Below are 21,257 nucleotides of genomic sequence, written 5' to 3'. Positions count from 1 at the left end.
CGGGCCACTAAGCCGCTGGTCTCCTGCACCAGGAGCACCGTAAATCAGCACGAGGAACAACTGATTCCAAATCGCCTGCTGCTTGTAACTATGCATATGCACTGCCCGCAAATGCTGCTTCACCCATTTGAAAAACAACCCTGCGAGCCAGCGACTTTTATATCTGAGCTATCTCTTCTGCTGAAACATCCCGGGGCCGAAGTCATCAGCCGGTAGACCGCCCATGATTATCAAGGAATTCAATCACTAAGGATACCGCCGACCCGGGCGCTGCCCAAAAGCAGCAAGAACTGTTATAATTGAGATTATGAGTATATCTGTCAAAGGAGCCATGAGATGAAGATCCGTAAAGCAATCATTCCCGCTGCCGGTCTGGGAACACGCTTCCTGCCTGCGACCAAAGCGATGCCCAAAGAAATGCTGCCCATCGTAGACAAACCAACGATTCAATATATTGTGGAAGAAGCAGTTGCTTCCGGGATTGAAGATATCATTATTGTGACGGGTAAAGGCAAGCGTGCAATTGAAGACCATTTCGATAATTCATTCGAACTGGAATTCAATCTGGCTGAGAAGCAGAAGTGGGAGCTGCTGGAGTCAGTGCGTAAATCCTCCGAAATGGCCGACATCCACTACATCCGCCAAAAAGAACCCCGTGGCCTCGGACACGCAATCTGGTGTGCACGGAAGTTCATCGGTAACGAGCCCTTCGCCGTGCTGTTGGGGGATGACATCGTGGAGTCGAACAAGCCTTGCCTGAAGCAGATGATCGAAGTGTACGAGCAGTACAGATCCTCCATCGTCGGCGTTCAACCTGTACCTTGGGAGGATGTTTCCCGTTACGGGGTGGTAGACGGATCTGAATTAGCTGAACGTGTCTATAAAGCCAATCGGCTTGTAGAAAAGCCGAAGCGTGAGGACGCTCCATCCAACCTTGCCATCCTGGGACGGTATATCCTGACTCCGCGTATCTTCGATATGCTGGGTGAGCAGCAGGTTGGTGTAGGCGGAGAGATTCAGCTTACTGATGCTATCTCGCGCTTAAGCGAAGTGGAGCGGATTATTGCTTATGACTTCGAAGGCAGACGGCATGACGTCGGCGAGAAGATGGGTTTCATCCAAACGAGCATTCATTATGCACTTCAGCATGAGGAGCTTAAGGAAGGGCTGTTGGAGTACTTGAAGGAAGTTATTGAGCAGGAAGAACGGCTGTTCACCAAGTAGTATTCTTTTCAAATTTAAAAAGCGAACCACTGTACTCGGACAGTAGTTCGCTTTTTTAGTTTTCTCTTTTTTTAATTATTGAAGGTCCTTAAAGTTGGTATTAACAATCTCATTTATCCGATCAGCTTCTGCAGGATCTGCTGCAATCAGTTTTCCGTAGACCACCTGATCTTGGTCGCTTCCTGATTTTGCAAGTGCCGCCAAGTACCAACGTGCAATCTCGCGGTTCGTTGGATCACTGTAATCCTCACTCAATCCAGACTTTAAGGTGGATATGGCCGTCTGTAGTGCTGGAGCCTGCTCTTGTGCAGACATTACCTGCATTTTTCCAGCATTGAGCGTAATAGCAGGTGGAATATTTTTCGCTTGCAGATCTGTGTATATTTGTCTGTAGGCTATCTGGCCGATCTCCAAATGCAGTGTCTTATCGGCATCATTCTTCTGAGTGTACGCCTGTTGAGCCAGGTCGTATGCACGTGTAATTAGCAAGCTATACCAGTTTGTATCCCAGAGACTTGCGCTATTAATGACATCAGAGTACTGATCACTGAAGCCTATTTTCAAGGCAGCGGCAGCAGCCTCATTATCGCTGGCTAGTAACTGGAGTCTGCCAGCGTTCAATGCCATCGTTGGTGTAACCGAGAACGGACGGCCCTGCAACTGCTCAGGCGGCAATGTTTTCAAATGCTCTATGCCATCCAAAACATGCTTGTACGCATCCAGTCCGGCGGTGAGGTATTCCTGTTTCTTGGCCTCATCCTTCTGCTCAGCTGCCGCCGCAGCAAGCGTCTGAGCACGGTTAATCAATGACTCATACCAGGTGATATCCCAGTTGAACTTGTAAGCATTGTCACTGTATACTGCCAACGCCATATCAGGTTGACCCTTCAGATCGTAATAGCTGGCCAATTGAGCCAATAGATTTTTATTGTAAGGCTCATCTTTCAAAGCACGTGTCAACACATTGGACGCTTCAGCCAGATACTGCTCATCTTGAGTTTGCTTGAATACTTGCATGTCAAGAGTGGACAAGTATAACGCTGCTTCCGGATGGTACGGACGGGCATCTAATGCTTTGACCAAAGGAGTTTTAATTTCCTCATAGGAAGTACTCACGGAAACTAAGTTTTTGCCCTTGAGAGCAGCATTGCTCGACCCGATGTAGCTGATCGACAGGAACAGCAGGAATATCGTCCCGATGCTCAGGACAGCCATGTACCCCATGCGAATCCCGGCTTTATTCCAGCTCTGGCGGAGCGGTTTGTTATCCATTACAGCGCCCATACCAGCTAAGCCGATGAAGACCAGAATCCCCATGAACGCATAACTCATGTTAAAGTCCAGCAGACTGTGTACAAGGATAGACAGCGCAATAATATAGAAGAAGAATCCGTTATTGAATTCATCCTTGTCCCGCTTCAGATATGCCCGAATGTATTTGTAGAAAATATATCCGATAAAGCCCATAAATACAATGAACCCGACAATCCCGACTTCGATCAAATACTGCAGGAAGAAGTTATGAACCTGACGGCTTATATAAGGGTTGTTCTGGTACTCTTCATATAAGGCGGACCAGCCGCCCCCGCCCGATCCGAGAACCGGATAATCCTTCACTACCTTCATAGCATCTTTATAGAAAGTAAAGCGTTCGAGTACACTATGCTGCTTGAAGTTAATGTTCTCCAGTCGTGTCTCAATATTATCCGGTAAAATACTTTTCAAGCCTGTCCCGATCAGCAGGAATGCAACGACAGCCACAGCTACGACTGAGCCAAGAGGAATCCATAGTCCTGTGAATTTGCGTGTTTCCGAGCCCCCCAGCTTCCCATGCAGCCATGGCGCCAAAAATCTTTGGATCACCCAGCCCAAAGCAGCAACGACTGCCGAGGCCCCAATCAGATAGGCCCAGGCCTTAAGTGCTGCTGATGAGGTATAAGTCGTATTTAACTCTGTTCCAAGAGTAGTCAGCGGGTTAGTAACCAACAGTGCCGCAAGACCAGAAATTGCAAGGTGAATAATCCAGAGAATCTGCTGCGCAGGTTTCAAGAACAGGAGTAGCAGGATGAACACTACTGGCAGCATAACAAGTCCCCCACGGGACAAGGTCAGCAGCAGAGATACAATAATCGGAACCAGCATGAAGCTGTGGGTCAGCGTGCCGTACCACTTTTTGGAGCGGACCAAGGCATACACCGCCACGAACAGGAAGGCCATGAGGAAGGCTGCATAAGTATTGGCATACTGGAAAATAGAGGTCAGACGCAGCCCGTTAGAGTCCGTCATGACAGCATCCAAATATTTATCACCACGCACCGTATTGGAGAACCAGCCTACCAGCCCTCCGGCGAATTTCCAGCTGCCAAGCCAGTTCAATAGACCGAAACCGACGATGAAATAAGCAATCGCAAGAATAGCATTTTGAATGACAACATTTAGTTGCTTTTGCTGGAGCAAATATAACGCTATAATGAATATTGCGACATACATGCTCTGAACAAACAGCAGGTTCATCGCCATATAATGCGAAGCAGCGCCAATAAGCGACAACGCATAGGTAGCAGGCAACAGCAGCGAGGCTACAGCCAGCGCATCACGCTGTCCCTCAAGTCTGAACTTGGTGAAGTATAGGCCTACCCACACCAGCAGCAAGAGGCTGCTGAGCAGCGAAGACAGATAGATCGGCTTCTCGAAGTCAATCTGCTGCCCATTAAATAATCCCACTTGAAACGGGGCCCAGACCAAAAAAACAATGAACCCTATCGCTAACGCCCATATGTAACTGGATATCTTTTCAACATTTCTCGACTGAACCGCATTTTTACCGTATACTGGTTTCGACACGTTTATAATCTCCTTTATCTGTAGGTACGAGGATATTTTAGCATATGAGCGAATTGAATAAAATCTTATACGGAAATATAATAAAAATTTCTAATAAATTAAAACAAGCGTTAGAGAAGGAGTTAACATGAAAGTTATCACACTTATAAAGGAAATTAATTCATCAAGAGACTTGATACTAAAATTATCACGAAATGATTTTTGGACTAAATATGCCAGTTCACAACTTGGGATATTTTGGGCTTTTGTACAGCCGTTATTAACAGTTCTTGTTTATTGGTTTGTATTCCAAGTAGGTTTTAGGGTAGTGCCAATTGAAAATGTCCCATATTTACTTTGGTTATTGTGCGGTTTAGTACCATGGTTTTTCTTTTCCGAAGCTTTAATTAACTCTACGAATAGTTTGCTTGAATATAGCTACTTAGTTAAAAAGGTAGTTTTTAAAATAAGTATTTTACCAATGATTAAAATAATTTCTTCACTGTTCATCCATATCTTTTTCTTAATTTTTATAGAATATACATTTGTTTTTTATGGTTTTATCCCAACTGTTTTTAATTTTCAGATAATTTACTATTTGATTTGTATAATTGCTTTATTGATTTCTTTAGCATATATAACCGCTTCAGTTGTTGTGTTTTTTCGCGATTTGAGTCAAATTATATCGATTGTTATGCAATTCGGAGTCTGGTTAACACCGATTATGTGGCAGCCTAGTATTTTTCCTGAAAAATATCATAATATATTAAAGATTAATCCCTTGTATTACATAGTAGAAGGATACAGAGATTCTCTATTTAATAATATATGGTTTTGGGAAAAACCAAAGCAAACTATTTTCTTTTGGGCTGTGTGCATTATTTTGTTTACAATGGGGACTATAATTTTCAAAAAATTAAAGCCACATTTCTCAGATGTTCTTTAAGAAAGGATATTTTAAAATGAATGACTTGGCTATAAAAGTATCTAATGTCTCTAAAAATTACAAGTTATATTCGAAGCCGTTTGATAGATTAAAGGAAGCTTTGCATCCTTTCAAAAAGAAATTTCATAATAATTTTAATGCTTTAAATGATATCTCTTTTAAAATAAGAAAAGGAGAGATTGTGGGTATACTAGGAACGAATGGATCTGGAAAATCGACAATCTTGAAAATAATTACTGGTTTATTAAATCCATCACAAGGCACAGTGGAGGTTAACGGTAAGATATCTGCACTTTTGGAACTAGGGGCAGGGTTTAATCATGAATATACTGGGTTAGAAAATGTCTATTTAAACGGGACTATGATGGGTTTTTCTAAAGAGCAGATGGATGAAAAACTTGATGATATCTTATCATTTGCAGATATTGGTGAGTTTGTTCGACAACCTGTCAAAACATATTCTAGCGGTATGTTCGCTCGTCTTGCTTTTGCTGTAGCAATAAACATTGAACCTGACATACTGATAGTTGATGAGGCTTTAGCCGTAGGAGATATGTTTTTTCAGGAAAAATGTTATGAGAAAATGAAAGATATGGTTAGAAGCGGGGCAACTATATTGTTTGTTAGCCACAGCCTGCCTGCTATACGTAATTTCTGTCAGAGGGCAATTTGGATAGAAAAAGGTATATTAAGAGACCAAGGGAAAGCTGATGTAATTTGTGATATTTATAAAAATTACATTGAGCAGAGAGAATCGGCAGTTTCATCGGTTAATGTAAATGAAATGGATGTTGAAAAGAAATTCAAGAATAAAATATATTTAGAAAATATTCAGTTGAATAAGAAAATATTTTCTACAGGAGAGGACATCTCAATTAATTTAAGAGTAGGTTTCAAAGAAGAAAATTTACAATATGGTGTTGGTTTGATTGTTTATAACAATAAAGGAGACATAGTCACTTTATTTAATACTGTACGGGACGATATTGAATTAAATAAACCATTTAACGACTTTTTTTTAGAAATTAATGAGAATGATTTTTTAGCAGGGAAGTATTATATATCTGTTCATATATCAGATGAAATGGTTATGTATCCATACGATAGAAATGATTATATTGAAGAATTTGAAGTGAGAGATAAAAAAAATCAATTTGGTATACCAATATCAGAGGGATATTTCCGTTGTAAACATAATTGGATTATTAAATAAACTATTGTGGCAATGTAAGCATTTTAATAAGAGGTGGAAAAATTGTCTATATTAAAAAAACGAGTTTTATTAACAACTCAATCTCTAGTTGATGTGGCTGGGGCTGAGTTAAATCTTCTCAGTATTGCGAAAGAACTTACTAATATGGATTATAAAGTAGAGATCGGGACTTTTAAATTTGCCGACCCGATTAAATCAATCTTTGAACAAAATAATTTGAACGTTAAAAATCTAATTCATCAGAATCTAGAATATAATGAGTACGATATTATTTGGTCACATCATTCACCAACTATATATAATGTTTTATTGGAGAAGAATATTAGAGCAGATAAAGTGATTTTCAGTAGTTTGTCCCCTTTTGAGCCTTTGGAAGCACCGCCTGTTTTCATCAATGATCTAAGTATTTGCTTGGCTAATAGTTATGAAACAAGAGATCAACTAATTCGGGAAAATGTTGATAGTGGAAGAATTCATGTTTTTCCAAACTATGCTCCTCCTGAATTTATTGAGAATGATTATACAGGTGGTAAAGAAATTAATAATATATGTATTGTTTCTAATCATGTTCCTGACGAACTTCTTGAAGCAAAAAGAATACTCTCTGACCAAAATATTAATGTTGATATATTTGGGATTGGTCATATTAAAGAGGTAGTCACCTCTTCGCTATTATTAAAATACGATGCTGTAATTACTATAGGTAAAACAGTTCAATTTGCACTAGTTATGGGTATGCCGGTCTTCTGTTATGATATTCATGGTGGACCAGGTTGGTTAGATAATAATAATTACGATAACGCAAGATTTCATAACTTCTCTGGTAGAGGATTTAATATGAAATTTAGCGGAAGCGAATTAGTTCGTAAACTTTTGGATGGTTTCGATAAAGCAAAAGACTTTTCATTATATATTAAAGATTCTGCAAAAAAAGATTATGATCTTATCACTAACCTCAATGTTCTTTTGAATATGCTTGATTCTTTAAATGTTACAGACTGTGAAGTTATTGTAAGGAAATTCAAGTCGATTATTAGAGCTAATCAAGCTTTTATTAGAGAATATGAGTATAAAAATTATTATAAAAATCTTGCTTTGGAATTTGAAGAAGATTCTGAGAATTTAAAATTAGATAGAGAAAAGATCATTGGAGAAAATAAAAGATTACAAGAAAGTATCAATCAGCATCTCGATGGACAAAGATTACTTCTGGAAGAACAACAATTATTAAATGAGAAAATCCAAAAAAATATTTTGGAAATAAATAAAATCGAAACGGAAAAAATTCAGATGAATCAACTGTTAATTCAATTGGAATCTGAGTTTAATGCTTTTCGGGAATTTAAACATGCAGAAGTTCAGCAAAAGGATAATAATAGTGCCTATTTATTAGAACTTGTCGAGGAAAAAAATAAAATAATAAATAATATGTTGAACACGAGGGTTTGGAAAAGTGCGGAGATTTTAAGGAAAATCAGGAATAAATCTATTAAAGTAATGAAAGATCCAACACTTGTAATTAAAAAGTTAAGAAAAAAAGGGACGGATTTCTCAACGAAGGTAAAAGTTAGTGTTCCTGAATTTAAAAATGATACTTTAACTCCGCTGGTAACAGTAGTCATTCCTATCTATGACAGGACAAATGTATTAATTGAAAGTATAGAGTCGATTTTAAATCAAACTCATAAAAATATAGAATTACTACTAGTATGTGATGGTTCTCCTAAGGAAACAACTTCAATAGTTGAATCTTACGAAAGCAATCCTAGAGTAAGAGCTTTTTACTTTAAGAATAATAGCGGGAATGCTGTTAGAGGTAGAAATAAGGCGATAAAAGAGGCTCGAGGTCAGTATTTAGCCTTCCAAGATAGTGATGATATAGCTGAGTCTGATAGAATTGAAACGTCGCTTCTTTATATGGAAAAGTTTGAGGTTGATGTTATTTATGGTGGATGGAGAGCACTTATTGATGGGACTAGAGATGTCGGACTAGAAAATAAACAAGAAGTTTTTAGTCCTGATTGTGATTATGCATTGCTTAAGGAAGTATGTGTACCTTGCCAAAGTACTGTTATGGTCAGAATAGATGCGTTAAGACATGTGGGCGGGCTTAAATCAATAATGAAGTATCGTGAAGATCATGAACTGTGGTTAAGGCTAGCGTATTATAATTACAAATTCAAGGCAGTTCCGAAAGTGCTCACAAACCTAAGATTACATGAAAATAATCTCGAATTATCCTTTAAAGAAAATGATGACCATTGGAAAGATCTTACAATGAGTGAACATACTATTATAAGACCTCTCAAACCCAAGATAGCTTATTTGGTTGCGGGATGTGGAATCTCAGGTGGACTTGCAGTTATATTAAATCATTTGAATGGTCTGTTAAGCAGAGGTTATGATGTTTTGCTAATAACTGAAGATAGTTGTGAAGTAATTGATTGGTTTCCTAATCAAATGGTTCCGATTGTTTCGGTTAAAAATGTTCCTGATAATTTAGATATAGTTGTAGCCACTTATTGGACTACTGCTTATACTATGGAAAATATCCCTGCTTTAAGTAAATATTACTTCGTACAATCTGATGAAAGTAAATTTTTTGATTTAGATTCAAAAGAATCATCGGCTGCTAATGCAACTTATTCAATGGACTATACGATTATAACGATGGCTCAGTGGTTAAAAGAGTGGTTACTTGTAGATCATGGGAAAAACTCTATTTATGTTCCTAACGGAGTTGATTTTAAAGTAATAGGACCCGATGTTCCGCTCGTGGAAAAATCTAATAAGGTTAGGGTGCTGCTTGAAGGGCCTATTGATGCTCCTTTTAAGTGTATGAAAGATGCTTTTGAAGTTGTGAAAGATTTGGATTGTGAAGTTTGGTGTATTAGTACTGCTGGTAAGCCTGAGGATTCTTGGAGATGTGATCGTTTTTTTGAAAAGGTACCTATGGATAAAATGAAATATATATATTCTAGTTGTGACATATTACTGAAAATGAGTTCTGTTGAAAGCTTTTGTTTACCGGCATTAGAAATGATGGCTTGTGGTGGGACAGTAGTATTAAACCGCTTTAAGGGATTGGAAGAGTTTGTGGTAGATGGATATAATGGTTTGATAGTAGATTTAGGTGATATCGAAGGTGCAAAAAACGCAGTAAATAAACTGATCCAAAATCCTGAGTTGAGGGCAGAGCTTTCATTAAATGCTATTGAAACGGCTAAGCTTTGGGATTGGAATAGAAGTATTGATTCTTTAGAAGATATATATTATCCATCAGTTATTAAGGAAAAGGAAATTTTGATATGAAAAAGTACATTTTTTTAATTATAATCTCACTCTTGATTTCCAACCTGTTTATTTATGTTACGAATTCATATTCGCCCATATCAGATAAATATCAATATTCAGTAACCAAATTAGGAGGAGATCTCAACCAGAATTTTGGTGAGATCACCTCCGATATTTTAATTAATCAGAGCTTCGTGGCAAAATATAATAACTTGGTAGGAATAGAAATATTCGTTTCCACTTTCAATAGAGAAAATATTGGTGAGACTTTCTTAGAAATTTCGCATGGCAATAGGCAAGAAAAAATTAGAAGTAATGTATTAGATAATTCAAAACTAAAAGATAATCAATATACTGAAATAAAGTTTCCTCCAGTTACTGATTCTAAGAACAGAGTGTTTTCTATAAATATTTCTTCGAAAGCATCGGAAAATAATGGTGTTACTTTTTGGAAGGATAATAAGATTTATAACAATACTAGTTTAATCGTCAATAATAAAAACGTGCCAGGTACACTGGTAGCTAATCTGATCTATGAGAATATAATTGATTTAAAAACTAGAGTTATTATAAATGCAGTAGTGTTGCTTCTTAATTTTTTGACTTTAAGATTATTTAAATTTCTAAGGAAAAGATAAGAAGGTGATATCATTATAAGTTTATTTGCTAAACTGAAAGGATTAATTAAAGCGTACGGATTTGCTGACTTTTCTTTCAGGTTAATTGAGAAAATACAATATTTGAGACATAATAACAAGCGTCCAATTGGTTATGATGAAAGTGTGCCTCAAAATAATGTTTGTGAGATTAATGGTCCTAAAATTAGTATTGTTGTGCCTGTTTATAATACTCCAAAGATCTTTTTAGAGGAAATGATTGAATCCGTTCTTAATCAGACCTATAAAAATTTGCAGTTATGCATTTTAAATGGTGGGAGCACGGATAATGAAGTCGATAGAATTATCCGTAGATATGCTTCAAAGGATACTCGTATTACTTACTCTAATGAAATTACTAACGATGGTATAGCAAAAAATACGAACAAAGCTATTGAGTTAGCCAAAGGAGATTATATTGCTCTTCTGGATCATGATGATTTACTAACTAAAGATGCACTTATGGAATGTGTACAAGTAATTAATAAATTTAATCCTGATGTACTATATTCAGATGAAGATAAGGTAACTAGCAACGGTAAACGATTCTTACAGCCTCATTATAAGCCAGACTGGTCTCCAGATACTTTGAAAAGTTATAATTATGTATGCCATTTTCTGGTCATTAAAAGTGATACTCTTAAAAAGGTAGGCTATTTTCGCGAAGGATTTGACGGAAGCCAAGATTATGATTTAATACTACGCTTAAGTAACATAACTAAATCGATTTATCATATACCAAAAATATTGTATCACTGGAGAATTAACGAGAACTCTACAGCTGGAAATTCTTTAAATAAAGGCTATGCATTTCAGGCAGGTAAAAAAGCTTTGGAATGCTACCATGAAAATAAAGGAATTAGTATTTCAGTTAGTGGTGGCAGTTTTCCGGGTTCCTACAATATTGATTATGCTGATTTCTCTAGGAATGATGCTGTAACAGTGATTGTTAACGGGAGATGGGAGAGTCAGAAAGAACTAGAGAATTATTACTACAAATTATGTAATACTACAAAACAAAATCATATAGATTTATTCTTATTAAATATGAAAAGTGAAAATGGCTGTGATCTTAGCCAGTTTGGATTTGAGATTAATGCTCATGTCATAAATACCAATAATTATATTAAAGAGATAAACCGTATTGTAAGGGGAAATGATAATAAGTTTCTTCTTTTTATTGATTCTGGAGTTGAAGTCCTAAATGATAATTGGCTAAAACTAATGATGCAAAACTCCCAAGAAGAAGACACTGTTATAGTAGGGCCGAAAATCATTGAAAAAAATAAGATATATAGCTATGGAATCGCGATAGTAAATAGAAGATTAATTAATCTTCATAGGGGGGAGAATCGTAGATTCTTTGGTTATTTTGGTAGAGCTCGAATTACTCAAAATGTTTCTGCTTTGAGCCCAGAGATGGTAATGGTGAAAAAAAGTTTTATAAATTCAATGCAAGGTCTTGATGAAGATTATGAGGGAATGGTTTCGTTTCTGGATCTTTGTATTAAGGCCCGCAGTCATGGGAAATATGTAAAGCTAATTCCTTACGAATTAGGTAGTATAAGTTTTAAAAAAGCAAATGAATTATATTCTGAGAAAGAACTGAATAAGTTGTTTGATAAGTATTTTGATCCGTATTTGACAAGAGATCCGTATTTTCCTGTAAGTAAATAGCATGAAGTTTCATTCTGAAGGCGTTAATGGGGGAGATGAGTTGTTTATTTTAACTGCACACTTGAAAAATAAAAAAACAATGTTTCTTATTGGTATATTTCTTCTAATTTTTGTTTTGTTTTTTTCTGGTTATATCAGAGCAGATTTTAATACGAAAATTCTGATGCAAAATCAAGCGCGTGACTTGAAATTAACTGGCGAGCTGACAAGTGATCATGTAGTTCAACAAAATGTAGTTATTCCAGAAAGTTTTAATGGGAAATTAATTGATTTTAAAATTTTTTTTGCAACATATCAAAGGACTAATTCATCTCAGTTGAAAATATCATTAACACAAAATCAAACTAAAGAAACTGTGTATTTAAAGACTGCTTCTTTAAAAGATAATGCGTATGCGGAAATTAAATTTAAAGATAAGGATTTTAGAATTGGTAACGCCATTCTTGAAATATCATCAGTAGGTGCCTTCAATGGAAATGCTGTTACTTTAGCCCTTACTAAAGATGTTTCTCAGGGGACGGCTATCGTCGATGGAGTTGAACAAACAGGTTATGGTATTCTGCATACGGGGGTTTTTACTAAGACAGATTGGAGTTACTTATACCTGATTTTATTTGCATTTATTTATTGTCTTATATGCTTGAAATTTTACAAGGTTAGAGATCAAACGGTGAATTATAATTTTTTATTGTGTGCAGTTCTAATTATAACAATTACGATTTATCGTCTGCCATCACTAACGGTTTTAAATCAGATATGGGCAGAGGGTGCTACAAATTTTTATATGGGTGCTTTGAATAATGGATGGATCACCAATCTTAAACAGTTGGATGCCGGGTATCTTCCACTTTTGACTCGGTTGATTACCCTTATCTTGGTTAAAGTGCTTCATATTACTCTTTATTTTCCTTTGATTTCTCAACTAATATCATTATTATTAATTTCAATATTCGCTTCCATTATTTGTTTGAATTATTTCAGGAAAATAATTGCATCTGATTTATTGAGATTCTTTATTAGCTTATGTTTAGGATTAGGCTTATTTCATGATTATGAACTTTACACTTTTATAAATTTCTCTTATCTGGGCGTAATCCCTAGTCTGTTTATTATGTTTGTTGATTTGGAAAAAATGAAAAAAGTGAAAATAGTATTTTTCAGTATGTTGTTTTTCTTTATAGTATCTTCAAAAGCTTATTTTATAGTGTTCTTGCCATTATACCTACTGCTTCTTGGCTGCCATATACGGAGGAAAAACTTTAAATCCGTATCGTTTTATTTGTCTACCTCAATATCAATGCTAATTCAAATTATCGTTGTTATTACAAATAGGGGAACTTGGACTACTCAATCAGAGTCTAACGTTTCTGAATCTGGTCTGCTACACATGGCCTTTCAAGGTATTTCACTTTATATTAAGAATTTTTATCATTTATTTTATAGGCTGGGTTCTTCTCAAAACAGTATAATAATAGAGTTTATTTTAACATTCGTTTTGATACTTTCTACTTTTATTGCAGTTGCTTTGAGTAAAGGGAAACTCGAAAAAAATGTTATTGTATTTATTATTTGCACACAAATTCTTGCCTTGTTTTCTATTGGCTTATCTCTATCCGTCCCATATATTAAAAATTCATCTGTTTGGAGCACACAATTCACGGTTCCATATAACAGACATTTCATTTTCAGTAATATTTTTATGTTTCTAGGGATTATTGTTTGGGTGATAAATTTATTGAAATCTGCTAAGGCACAATTGCTCGCTGGTGTCTTTATTATTTTAATGTATGGATTTACTGGATTTAATACTAAGGATATTTATGAGTATGAGAATTATTCCTCATCTAATTGGAAGGATTCGTATAGCGCCTTTGAAAAGGGAGGGTGTACAACAATAAATCCATATCCATGGATTGTCTGTCAACCTGGAACGTCAACTTTTCAAACTTTAGAGATAAATAAAGATGCTGAAGTACAAAAAGTTGATTTAGCAACTGAAATTCCGGATAGCAAATCATGGGTTGTTAATGGATTGATTATAGATAAAAATAACCCATGGAACAAAAAAATAAAAATTGTCCTATATGACAATGAGAATCGAAAGATTGCTGAATCTATTGAAAATACAGAAGCTACAAAACGCTATGGTTACTTTACTTTCAGACAATCCTTGAGTGTTAATCATCTTGGATTTTACGATGAGAATGATAATGAAATTACATTATTAAACCCTAAGTTAACTTTTTTTGGATCTTTATACTAAGCTGGATTGAGGTATTAAAGTGAAACGTTTACAACAGCACGGGTGGTTTATAATTATTTTATTTTTAAAAATAACAATGATGTTTATATTTTCTTCCGGCTATCAAGAAGAGCTTTTTAAACCGTTTATTCAATATTTCACCAGCCAAATTTCTAATCCTTGGGAATATTTCTATGGTATTGACTATTTTACTAACCCATTCCCTTATCCGCCCTTAATGTTATATTTACTTTCCATAAGTTTTTTTCCTGCATCATATTTATCTTTGCCATTCCCTATCGACAACTTTTTAATAAAGGTTCCAGGGCTTTTGTCAGATATACTTATCTATGTTCTATTACTAAAGCTGTATCCTTATAAAAAATCTAAAATACTATTTTACTATTTCGCTTCACCTATTGTGTTCTATGCCTTCTATATTCACTCACAACTTGATCTTCTTCCAACAGCTGTTCTCTTTTTAACATTTTTTTTATTATTAAAAGAACGTTGGAAAAGTTCTGCTCTTTTCTTCGGTTTTGCATTGGCGATTAAGTTTCATGTAATTGCTGCTCTCCCGCTAGTACTAATTTTTTTGTTTCAAAATCGAAAAAAAATAACGCATGTGTTTATGTATTTTTTTATTGTATCGCTAGTTTTTTTAGTAATGTGTTTTCCATTTATAAAAAGTTATGCTTTTCAAACTTATGTGTTTTCTAATAAAGAGCAGAGTTTAATTTTTGATATTTATTTTCAATTTGGCGATTTAAAACTTTTTTTAGCTCCATTAGCGGTTTTTGCTATTTATTTAAGATTCTTGTCTTATAAAAAAATTAATTATCAACTATTATTTAGTTTTGTAGGGTTGCTTTTTGCAGTTTTTGTATCTTTAGTTCCACCAATGCCAGCATGGTACATTTGGATAGTACCTTATGTGTGTATTTACTTTATTAACCAAAAAGAATCCAATGATAATAAAAATATTTTACTGTACTTAATACTATCATTAACGTATCTTGTTTATTTCATATTCTATCATTGGTCATCTATGAGTGATTTGATTTTATTAGGACAAATTATAAACCTAAAGAATAGTAGTGAGATACTTGGAAATCTAAGTTTTACTCTGCTGGAAGGTAGCTTACTTGCAACGATTTATTTTTCATATCGTTATGGTTTGAAAAGTAACGATATTTATAAACATAAAAATGCTCCCTTACTGATTGGAATAGGAGGAGATAGTGGCTCTGGGAAAAGTACACTACTTGATGACATATATAAGTTGCTTCATGATAAAGAGATACTATTGATAGAAGGTGATGGTGACCATAAGTGGGAACGTGGGCATGAAAATTGGAAACAACTCACCCACCTAAACCCGAAGGCGAATTATTTACATCGTCAATCCGAAGATATTCTTGCATTAAAACGTGGTGAATCTATTGAGCGTGTTGAATATGACCATGATACTGGTGGATTTACCGACCCACGAAAAGTGAAATCTAAAGATTACGTAATTGTAAGCGGCCTTCATCCATTCTATCTTCCGAAAATGCGTAGAGCCTTAGATTTGAAAATATATTTGGAGACCGAAGAAAACTTAAGAAGACATTGGAAGGTGCTTCGTGATACAAAAAGTAGAGGATACTCAAAAGAAAAGGTTATACAAAGTATAGAAGATAGGATGCCAGATGCATTGAAGTATATTTGGCCGCAGAAAAGATTTGCTGATTTGGTTATCTGTTATTTTACAAATGATAGGATTGAGATTGGAGATGTTGACTGTGTACCAAATTTGAAGTTAAAACTAACAGTTGATTCGAATTTGAATATTGAAGAATTATTAGAAGAGTTCTCTCAGCAGAATATTGATATTGAACATGATTATTCAGAAGATTTAAAAACTCAATATATTATATTTGACCAAAAAGCAAGAGCAATTGATTTTAGATTTATTGCTGATAAGGTTATACAAAATCGAGAAGAAATAATTTTTGACGATTCGATTTGGCACTCTGACTATAGAGGAATAGTTCAATTATTAATATTATTAATGATAAGCGAAAAATTAAAGGAGGAAAATCTGTATTGATGCACTTTCAAGGGTATCTAATAGATCTTGACGACACTTTATATGATTACCAATCAGTTAATAAAATTGCACTTAGCTATACCTTTGAAAAGATTTCTTTGGAATTGCAGGTTAGTGTTGAAACTGCAGAACAATCTTTTTTGAACGCAAGAAGTCAAATTAACATAGAACTTAGTGGTACGGCAGCTTCACATAATCGATTATTATATATTCAACGGATGCTTGAGATACTAGGTGTTAGTCCAGTTAGTTATTCATTAGAGCTATATGAATATTATTGGTCAACACTGCTTGATCATATTGTTGTGAATGAATCTGTATATGATTTCTTAGACCTAATTAAAGATAAAAAGGTATGTATCTTAACAGATCTAACGGCTCATATCCAGCATCGAAAGATTAAAAAATTAAATATAGATTCTCATATTAATTATTTAGTCACCAGTGAAGAAGCTGGACATGAAAAGCCCCATCCGTACATGTTTTTATTAGCAGCTCGAAAGATGAAATTAAATGTTAATGAAATGTGTATGATTGGTGATAATTATGAAAAAGATATTTTGGGAGCAAGCAGGCTAGGTATAGAGGCTTATTTGTATAATCCCTCGTCGAATAAAATTAAATTACCAAAAAATGCTCACTCTTTTAAATCGTTTTCAGAATTAGTAGACTGGAGGTAGTATTATGGAGGATTTGTTACATTTTGTTAAAATGTCAAAATATGCTGGTGAACGTTTTGATTTGACACAAGCTGGCGGAGGAAACTCTTCAGTTAAAATGGATAATGGAATGATGCTCATTAAGGCCTCGGGGTTTTTATTATCTGATGTTGATTACAATAACGGTTACACCACACTGGAGCATTTACTGGTATCGGATGCTTTAAATGATTCATATTTCGATAACCATCAGGAAAAGCGGGAAAGAGAAAAGTACGCTGCTCATTTGGTGAATAAGGCTGTAGTTAATAGTTCTTTACGACCATCTATTGAAACATTCTTACATTCACTTTTGTACAAATTCACTCTGCATACTCATCCTATTATTGTGAATATGATTACTTGCCAAAAGGATTGGAAGCAGAAACTCACTTTATTATTTGGTGATCGAGCCTTGTATGTCTCTTATAAGACACCCGGTATCGAGCTTGCGCTTGCAATGAATAAGGAACTTTCTGAATATAAAATCAACTATGATACGGATCCTCAGATTGTTTTTTTGCAGAATCATGGAGTTATTATAAGTGCTGATAGTACTGAGGAAGTTTATAGAATAAATGAAGAAGTGCTTTTGTTATTAGAGAAGAATGAAAATGTAGACTTATCCAGGTATAAATATACTAATCAAATCTCTAAATTAATTAATGAGTTTAATGATGTAGAAAATACTTTATATATAGCCTATCTATCAGAAGACACACAAGTAAACTTATTAACTAAAAATGATTTTAATTTGAAAATACATCCTTTTTGTCCAGATGGTTATGTCTTTTGTGGTATTAATGTATTGGTTATGCCTTCTTTGAATTCTTCATATATAAAAAACTATTTGGCACAAAATCTCGAATTGCCTAAAGTTATTATATATAACTCGATGGTGTTTTTTATTGCCAATAATGTACGGAAAGCTAAAGAAATGGAAGAGGTATTTAAGTTTCATCTTATGGTTACAGATATAGTTAAAGAAAATGTAAATAGTTTAGATATTGCAGAGATTCGTTATCTTGGTAATTGGGAAGCTGAAAAGTACAGACAAAAATTGTGAAAGCGGGTGAAGGGTTTGAAAATTATTATACCTATGTCTGGAATTGGAAAAAGATTTATTGATGCTGGTTACAAGAATCCCAAGCCTTTGATTGAAGTGGATGGTATCCCTATTATTCAGCATGTAGTTAATATGTTCCCTGGAGAATCAGATTTTACTTTTATTTGTAACGCCGATCACCTCGCTACTACAAATATGAGAGAGATTCTTAAACGAATCGCTCCGAATGGGAAAATAGTTGAGATTAATCCCCACAAGAAAGGACCTGTTTACGCTGTAGCTCAAATTTTTAATTTAATTGATGATGAAGAAGAGGTTATTGTTAATTATTGCGATTTTAGTGTTTACTGGGATTATTCGAATTTTTTAAGTCATACTAGATTAAGAAATGCTGATGGTGCTATTCCTGCATATAAAGGATTTCACCCACATATGTTAGGAACAACAAATTACGCCTTTATGCGTGATGATAATCAATGGATGCTTGAAATTAAAGAGAAGTCTCCTTTTACAGACAATAGAATGGAAGAGTACGCCTCAACGGGTACATATTATTTTAAACATGGTTCATATGTCAAAAAATACTTTCGAGAACTAATGGACCTAGATGTTAATTTGAATGGTGAATACTATATTAGCCTAGTTTACAATTTATTAAAGCGCGATGGCTTGAATGTCTCGATATATAGTATTCAGCATATGCTTCAATGGGGTACTCCACAGGATGTGGAAGAATATAACACATGGTCTCGTTACTTCAGAAGTCTATCTAACATGAAAAAGGAATACCAGCCTGAGCCGAATTCCACTCTCTTAATGCCATTAGCAGGCTTAGGAAGCCGATTTAGTAAAGAAGGCTATTCTGACCCTAAACCGTTAATTGGGGTATCTGGTAAACCAATGATTATCCAGGCGACTGAGAGTCTACCGAAAACGGAAAAACAAGTTTTTTTATGTCAAAAAGCTCATTTGGATTCTTATCCACTGGAGAAAGAAATCAAAAAAGTATATCCAGAGTCCACTATTGTTGTTTTGGATTCATTTACGGAAGGACAAGCCTGTACTTGTGAAATAGGGCTCGAATATATTAATCCTGATGACTCGTTGTTAATTGGGGCATGTGATAATGGAATGTTATGGGACATTGTCAAGTATCAAAACTTAATAAACGATCCAGATGTCGATGTTATTGTGTTTAGTTTCAAAAATCATGTTTCAAGTGAACGTTATCCTCAAATGTATGGGTGGATTGATATTGAGGAAGATAATACAATTAAGAGGATATCTGTGAAGCAACAAATAAGCGAAGATCCATTTAACGATCATGCTGTAGTTGGCAGTTTCTATTTTAAAACAGCAAAAATATTTGAAGAATCACTAAAAAAGCTATATTCTAAAAATATTCGTATTAATAACGAGTTTTATGTGGATAGCTTGATTAATGAATCCATAGGTTTAGGATATGTTGCTAAAGTATTTGAATTAGAGCAATATGTTGGCTGGGGCACACCAAATGATCTGCACAGCTATGAATACTGGCAGAGTTTCTTTCATAAGTGGACATGGCATCCATATTCATTAGATCAAGATGTTACTCTTGAAAAAGAAAAACTATTAGAGTTAAAAGAAAAATATACTACATTTAATCAGGAATATATAAAGTAATGTTAAAAAAGCAACTAATTCGATTTTTTATTACTGGCTGTTCAGCTGTACTTTCAGATAGTCTAATTTATTATTTCTTACTACACGTATTGTCTGCGTCTCCTTCAAAGGGGATTTCATTTTTATGTGGTGCGGGAGTTTCCTTTATTTTCAATAAGCTATGGACATTTGAGGCTGCAAATAATACGAAATCACATGTAATGAAATTTTCTGTACTCTATATTACAACATTATTAATTAATATATTGATGAATAAAATGGTGTTGATATTATTCCCATCAATGTATATCGTTGCTTTTTTAATGGCCACAGGAACAAGTATGTTACTTAATTTTATTGGTCAGAAATGGTGGGTGTTTAGAGTTGGTAAAGTTGTCAATAATAATTCCTTGTTACAATGAAGGGAATAATATTCCCCTTATTTTAAATAAGTTTAAAAACGCAATTAAAAGATCCGATATTGAGGTCGTTTTAGTCAATAATGGGTCCAGTGACGCAAGTCGGGAAATAATGGATAAATTAATTCCTGATTATAAATTCGCAAGAGTTATTAATGTGGAAGTCAACCAAGGGTATGGGTTTGGAATATTATCAGGATTAAAAGAGGCTCAAGGTGAATATCTAGGATGGACGCACGCAGACATGCAAACTGATCCATATGATGTTATTAAAGCACTTGATATTATAGAGAGTAAAGGGAGTCCTTCTAATATATATATAAAAGGGGATCGTAAAAATCGCCCTTTATTTGATCGAGTATTTACTAACGGTATGAGTATCTTTGAAACATTATATTTAAAGCAACGTCTACATGATATTAATGCTCAGCCCAACATATTTCACAATTCATTTTTTCATTCCTGGGATTCGCCTCCATTTGATTTTTCATTGGATTTATATGCTTTATATTTAGCTCGACAACAAAAACTTGATATTGTTCGCTTCAATGTGTTATTTCCTGATAGATTGCATGGTAGTTCTAGCTGGAATACTGGTTTATTAGCTAAGTATAAATTTATTAAAAGAACATTAAGTTTTAGTAAAAAATTAAAAGGAGAGTTGAAGAATGTACATCGCTCATCGCGTTAATACAATTGAAGAGCTGAAGAATATTCCGACTCACTACGGGGTGGAAGTTGATATACGTGATTTAGGTGAACGTCTTGTGCTGCAACATGATCCTTATGTAGAGGGCGAGAATTTAGAAGATTTTCTGAGAAATTATCAGCACGGCACTTTAATCCTAAATGTTAAAAGTGAAAGGATTGAACACAGAATCCTCGAACTAGTAAGAAAATATTCAATTCCGGATTACTTCTTGTTGGACTCTTCTTTCCCCATGATTTACTTATTAAGTAATCTTGGTGAAAAAAATATTGCCTTGCGATTTTCAGAGTTTGAAGGGATTGATACTTTAATTGCGATGAAAGGAAAGGTGAAATGGGTCTGGGTTGATTGCTTTTCCAAACTCCCTATTAACAAGGATATCTATACTCAATTGCGTGAATGGGGATATAAGTTATGTTTGGTTTCTCCTGAACTTCAAGGAAGAAATGATGAAATCGAAGAATATAAAGCATATCTTGAAAATGAAAAAATTGAATTCGATAGAATTTGCACCAAAATATATAATATTGATCGGTGGGAATAAAAAGGATACG

Annotated in this window: 15 protein-coding genes; 14 read left to right on the top strand and 1 reads right to left on the bottom strand. The window is 34.7% G+C overall.

The window, feature by feature from the left end; genetic code table 11:
• Window positions 1–336: 336 nt before the first annotated feature.
• Window positions 337–1,224, top strand: coding sequence for a UTP--glucose-1-phosphate uridylyltransferase GalU (gene galU, locus MKY86_RS28225; protein WP_076083614.1), 888 nt, complete (start codon window positions 337–339; stop codon window positions 1,222–1,224).
• A gap of 75 nt (window positions 1,225–1,299) precedes the next feature.
• Here the strand turns inward: galU and MKY86_RS28220 are convergent, their stop codons facing one another.
• Window positions 1,300–4,068 carry an O-antigen ligase family protein gene (locus tag MKY86_RS28220; protein WP_076083611.1) on the bottom strand — a complete coding sequence of 923 codons (2,769 nt, stop codon included), beginning with the start codon at window positions 4,066–4,068 and terminating at the stop codon, window positions 1,300–1,302.
• Window positions 4,069–4,195: 127 nt separating this feature from the next.
• Between MKY86_RS28220 and MKY86_RS28215 the strand changes: the two genes are divergently transcribed.
• The 13 genes from MKY86_RS28215 to MKY86_RS28155 all read left to right on the top strand — a co-directional run bounded on the left by MKY86_RS28215 (window position 4,196) and on the right by MKY86_RS28155 (window position 21,247).
• Entirely contained in the window at window positions 4,196–4,993 is a 798-nt protein-coding gene (locus MKY86_RS28215; protein WP_076083608.1) for an ABC transporter permease, read from the top strand.
• A 16-nt stretch (window positions 4,994–5,009) separates the two neighbouring features.
• Window positions 5,010–6,206 carry an ABC transporter ATP-binding protein gene (locus MKY86_RS28210; protein WP_076083605.1) on the top strand — a complete coding sequence of 399 codons (1,197 nt, stop codon included), beginning with the start codon at window positions 5,010–5,012 and terminating at the stop codon, window positions 6,204–6,206.
• A gap of 42 nt (window positions 6,207–6,248) precedes the next feature.
• Entirely contained in the window at window positions 6,249–9,518 is a 3,270-nt protein-coding gene (locus MKY86_RS28205; protein ID WP_076083602.1) for a glycosyltransferase, read from the top strand.
• The gene (locus MKY86_RS28200) at window positions 9,515–10,138 is read left to right on the top strand and encodes a hypothetical protein (protein WP_076083599.1); all 624 of its coding nucleotides are present in this window, start codon (window positions 9,515–9,517) and stop codon (window positions 10,136–10,138) included. The genes MKY86_RS28205 and MKY86_RS28200 overlap by 4 nt, the downstream gene beginning before the upstream one ends.
• 102 nt (window positions 10,139–10,240) lie before the next feature.
• Complete coding sequence (locus MKY86_RS28195) at window positions 10,241–11,833, top strand: glycosyltransferase family 2 protein (protein WP_076083596.1); 1,593 nt, start codon at window positions 10,241–10,243, stop codon at window positions 11,831–11,833.
• 1 nt (window position 11,834) lies between these two features.
• On the top strand, window positions 11,835–14,096 hold the full coding sequence (locus tag MKY86_RS28190) for a hypothetical protein (protein ID WP_076083593.1): 2,262 nt from the start codon (window positions 11,835–11,837) through the stop codon (window positions 14,094–14,096).
• Between the two features lie 19 nt (window positions 14,097–14,115).
• Window positions 14,116–16,167, top strand: a complete 2,052-nt coding sequence (locus MKY86_RS28185) for a hypothetical protein (protein ID WP_083685625.1) — start codon at window positions 14,116–14,118, stop codon at window positions 16,165–16,167.
• Window positions 16,167–16,847, top strand: coding sequence for an HAD family hydrolase (locus tag MKY86_RS28180; protein WP_076083587.1), 681 nt, complete (start codon window positions 16,167–16,169; stop codon window positions 16,845–16,847). The genes MKY86_RS28185 and MKY86_RS28180 overlap by 1 nt, the downstream gene beginning before the upstream one ends.
• Before the next feature lie 4 nt (window positions 16,848–16,851).
• On the top strand, window positions 16,852–17,931 hold the full coding sequence (locus MKY86_RS28175) for a class II aldolase/adducin family protein (RefSeq protein WP_076083584.1): 1,080 nt from the start codon (window positions 16,852–16,854) through the stop codon (window positions 17,929–17,931).
• A 15-nt stretch (window positions 17,932–17,946) separates the two neighbouring features.
• Window positions 17,947–19,596: an NTP transferase domain-containing protein gene (locus MKY86_RS28170; protein ID WP_340827618.1), complete on the top strand. Its 1,650-nt coding sequence runs from the start codon at window positions 17,947–17,949 to the stop codon at window positions 19,594–19,596.
• The gene (locus tag MKY86_RS28165) at window positions 19,596–19,997 is read left to right on the top strand and encodes a GtrA family protein (RefSeq protein ID WP_076083582.1); all 402 of its coding nucleotides are present in this window, start codon (window positions 19,596–19,598) and stop codon (window positions 19,995–19,997) included. Before MKY86_RS28170 ends, MKY86_RS28165 begins: the two co-directional genes overlap by 1 nt.
• The gene (locus tag MKY86_RS28160) at window positions 19,969–20,685 is read left to right on the top strand and encodes a glycosyltransferase family 2 protein (protein ID WP_340827617.1); all 717 of its coding nucleotides are present in this window, start codon (window positions 19,969–19,971) and stop codon (window positions 20,683–20,685) included. The genes MKY86_RS28165 and MKY86_RS28160 overlap by 29 nt, the downstream gene beginning before the upstream one ends.
• On the top strand, window positions 20,663–21,247 hold the full coding sequence (locus tag MKY86_RS28155; protein ID WP_076083577.1) for a hypothetical protein: 585 nt from the start codon (window positions 20,663–20,665) through the stop codon (window positions 21,245–21,247). Before MKY86_RS28160 ends, MKY86_RS28155 begins: the two co-directional genes overlap by 23 nt.
• Window positions 21,248–21,257 lie beyond the last annotated feature (10 nt).

The sequence above is a fragment of the Paenibacillus sp. FSL R7-0333 genome (assembly GCF_038000365.1).
GTDB classification, from domain to species: Bacteria; Bacillota; Bacilli; order Paenibacillales; family Paenibacillaceae; genus Paenibacillus_AQ; species Paenibacillus_AQ silagei.
This window is presented reverse-complemented; position numbering and strand designations above follow the sequence as displayed.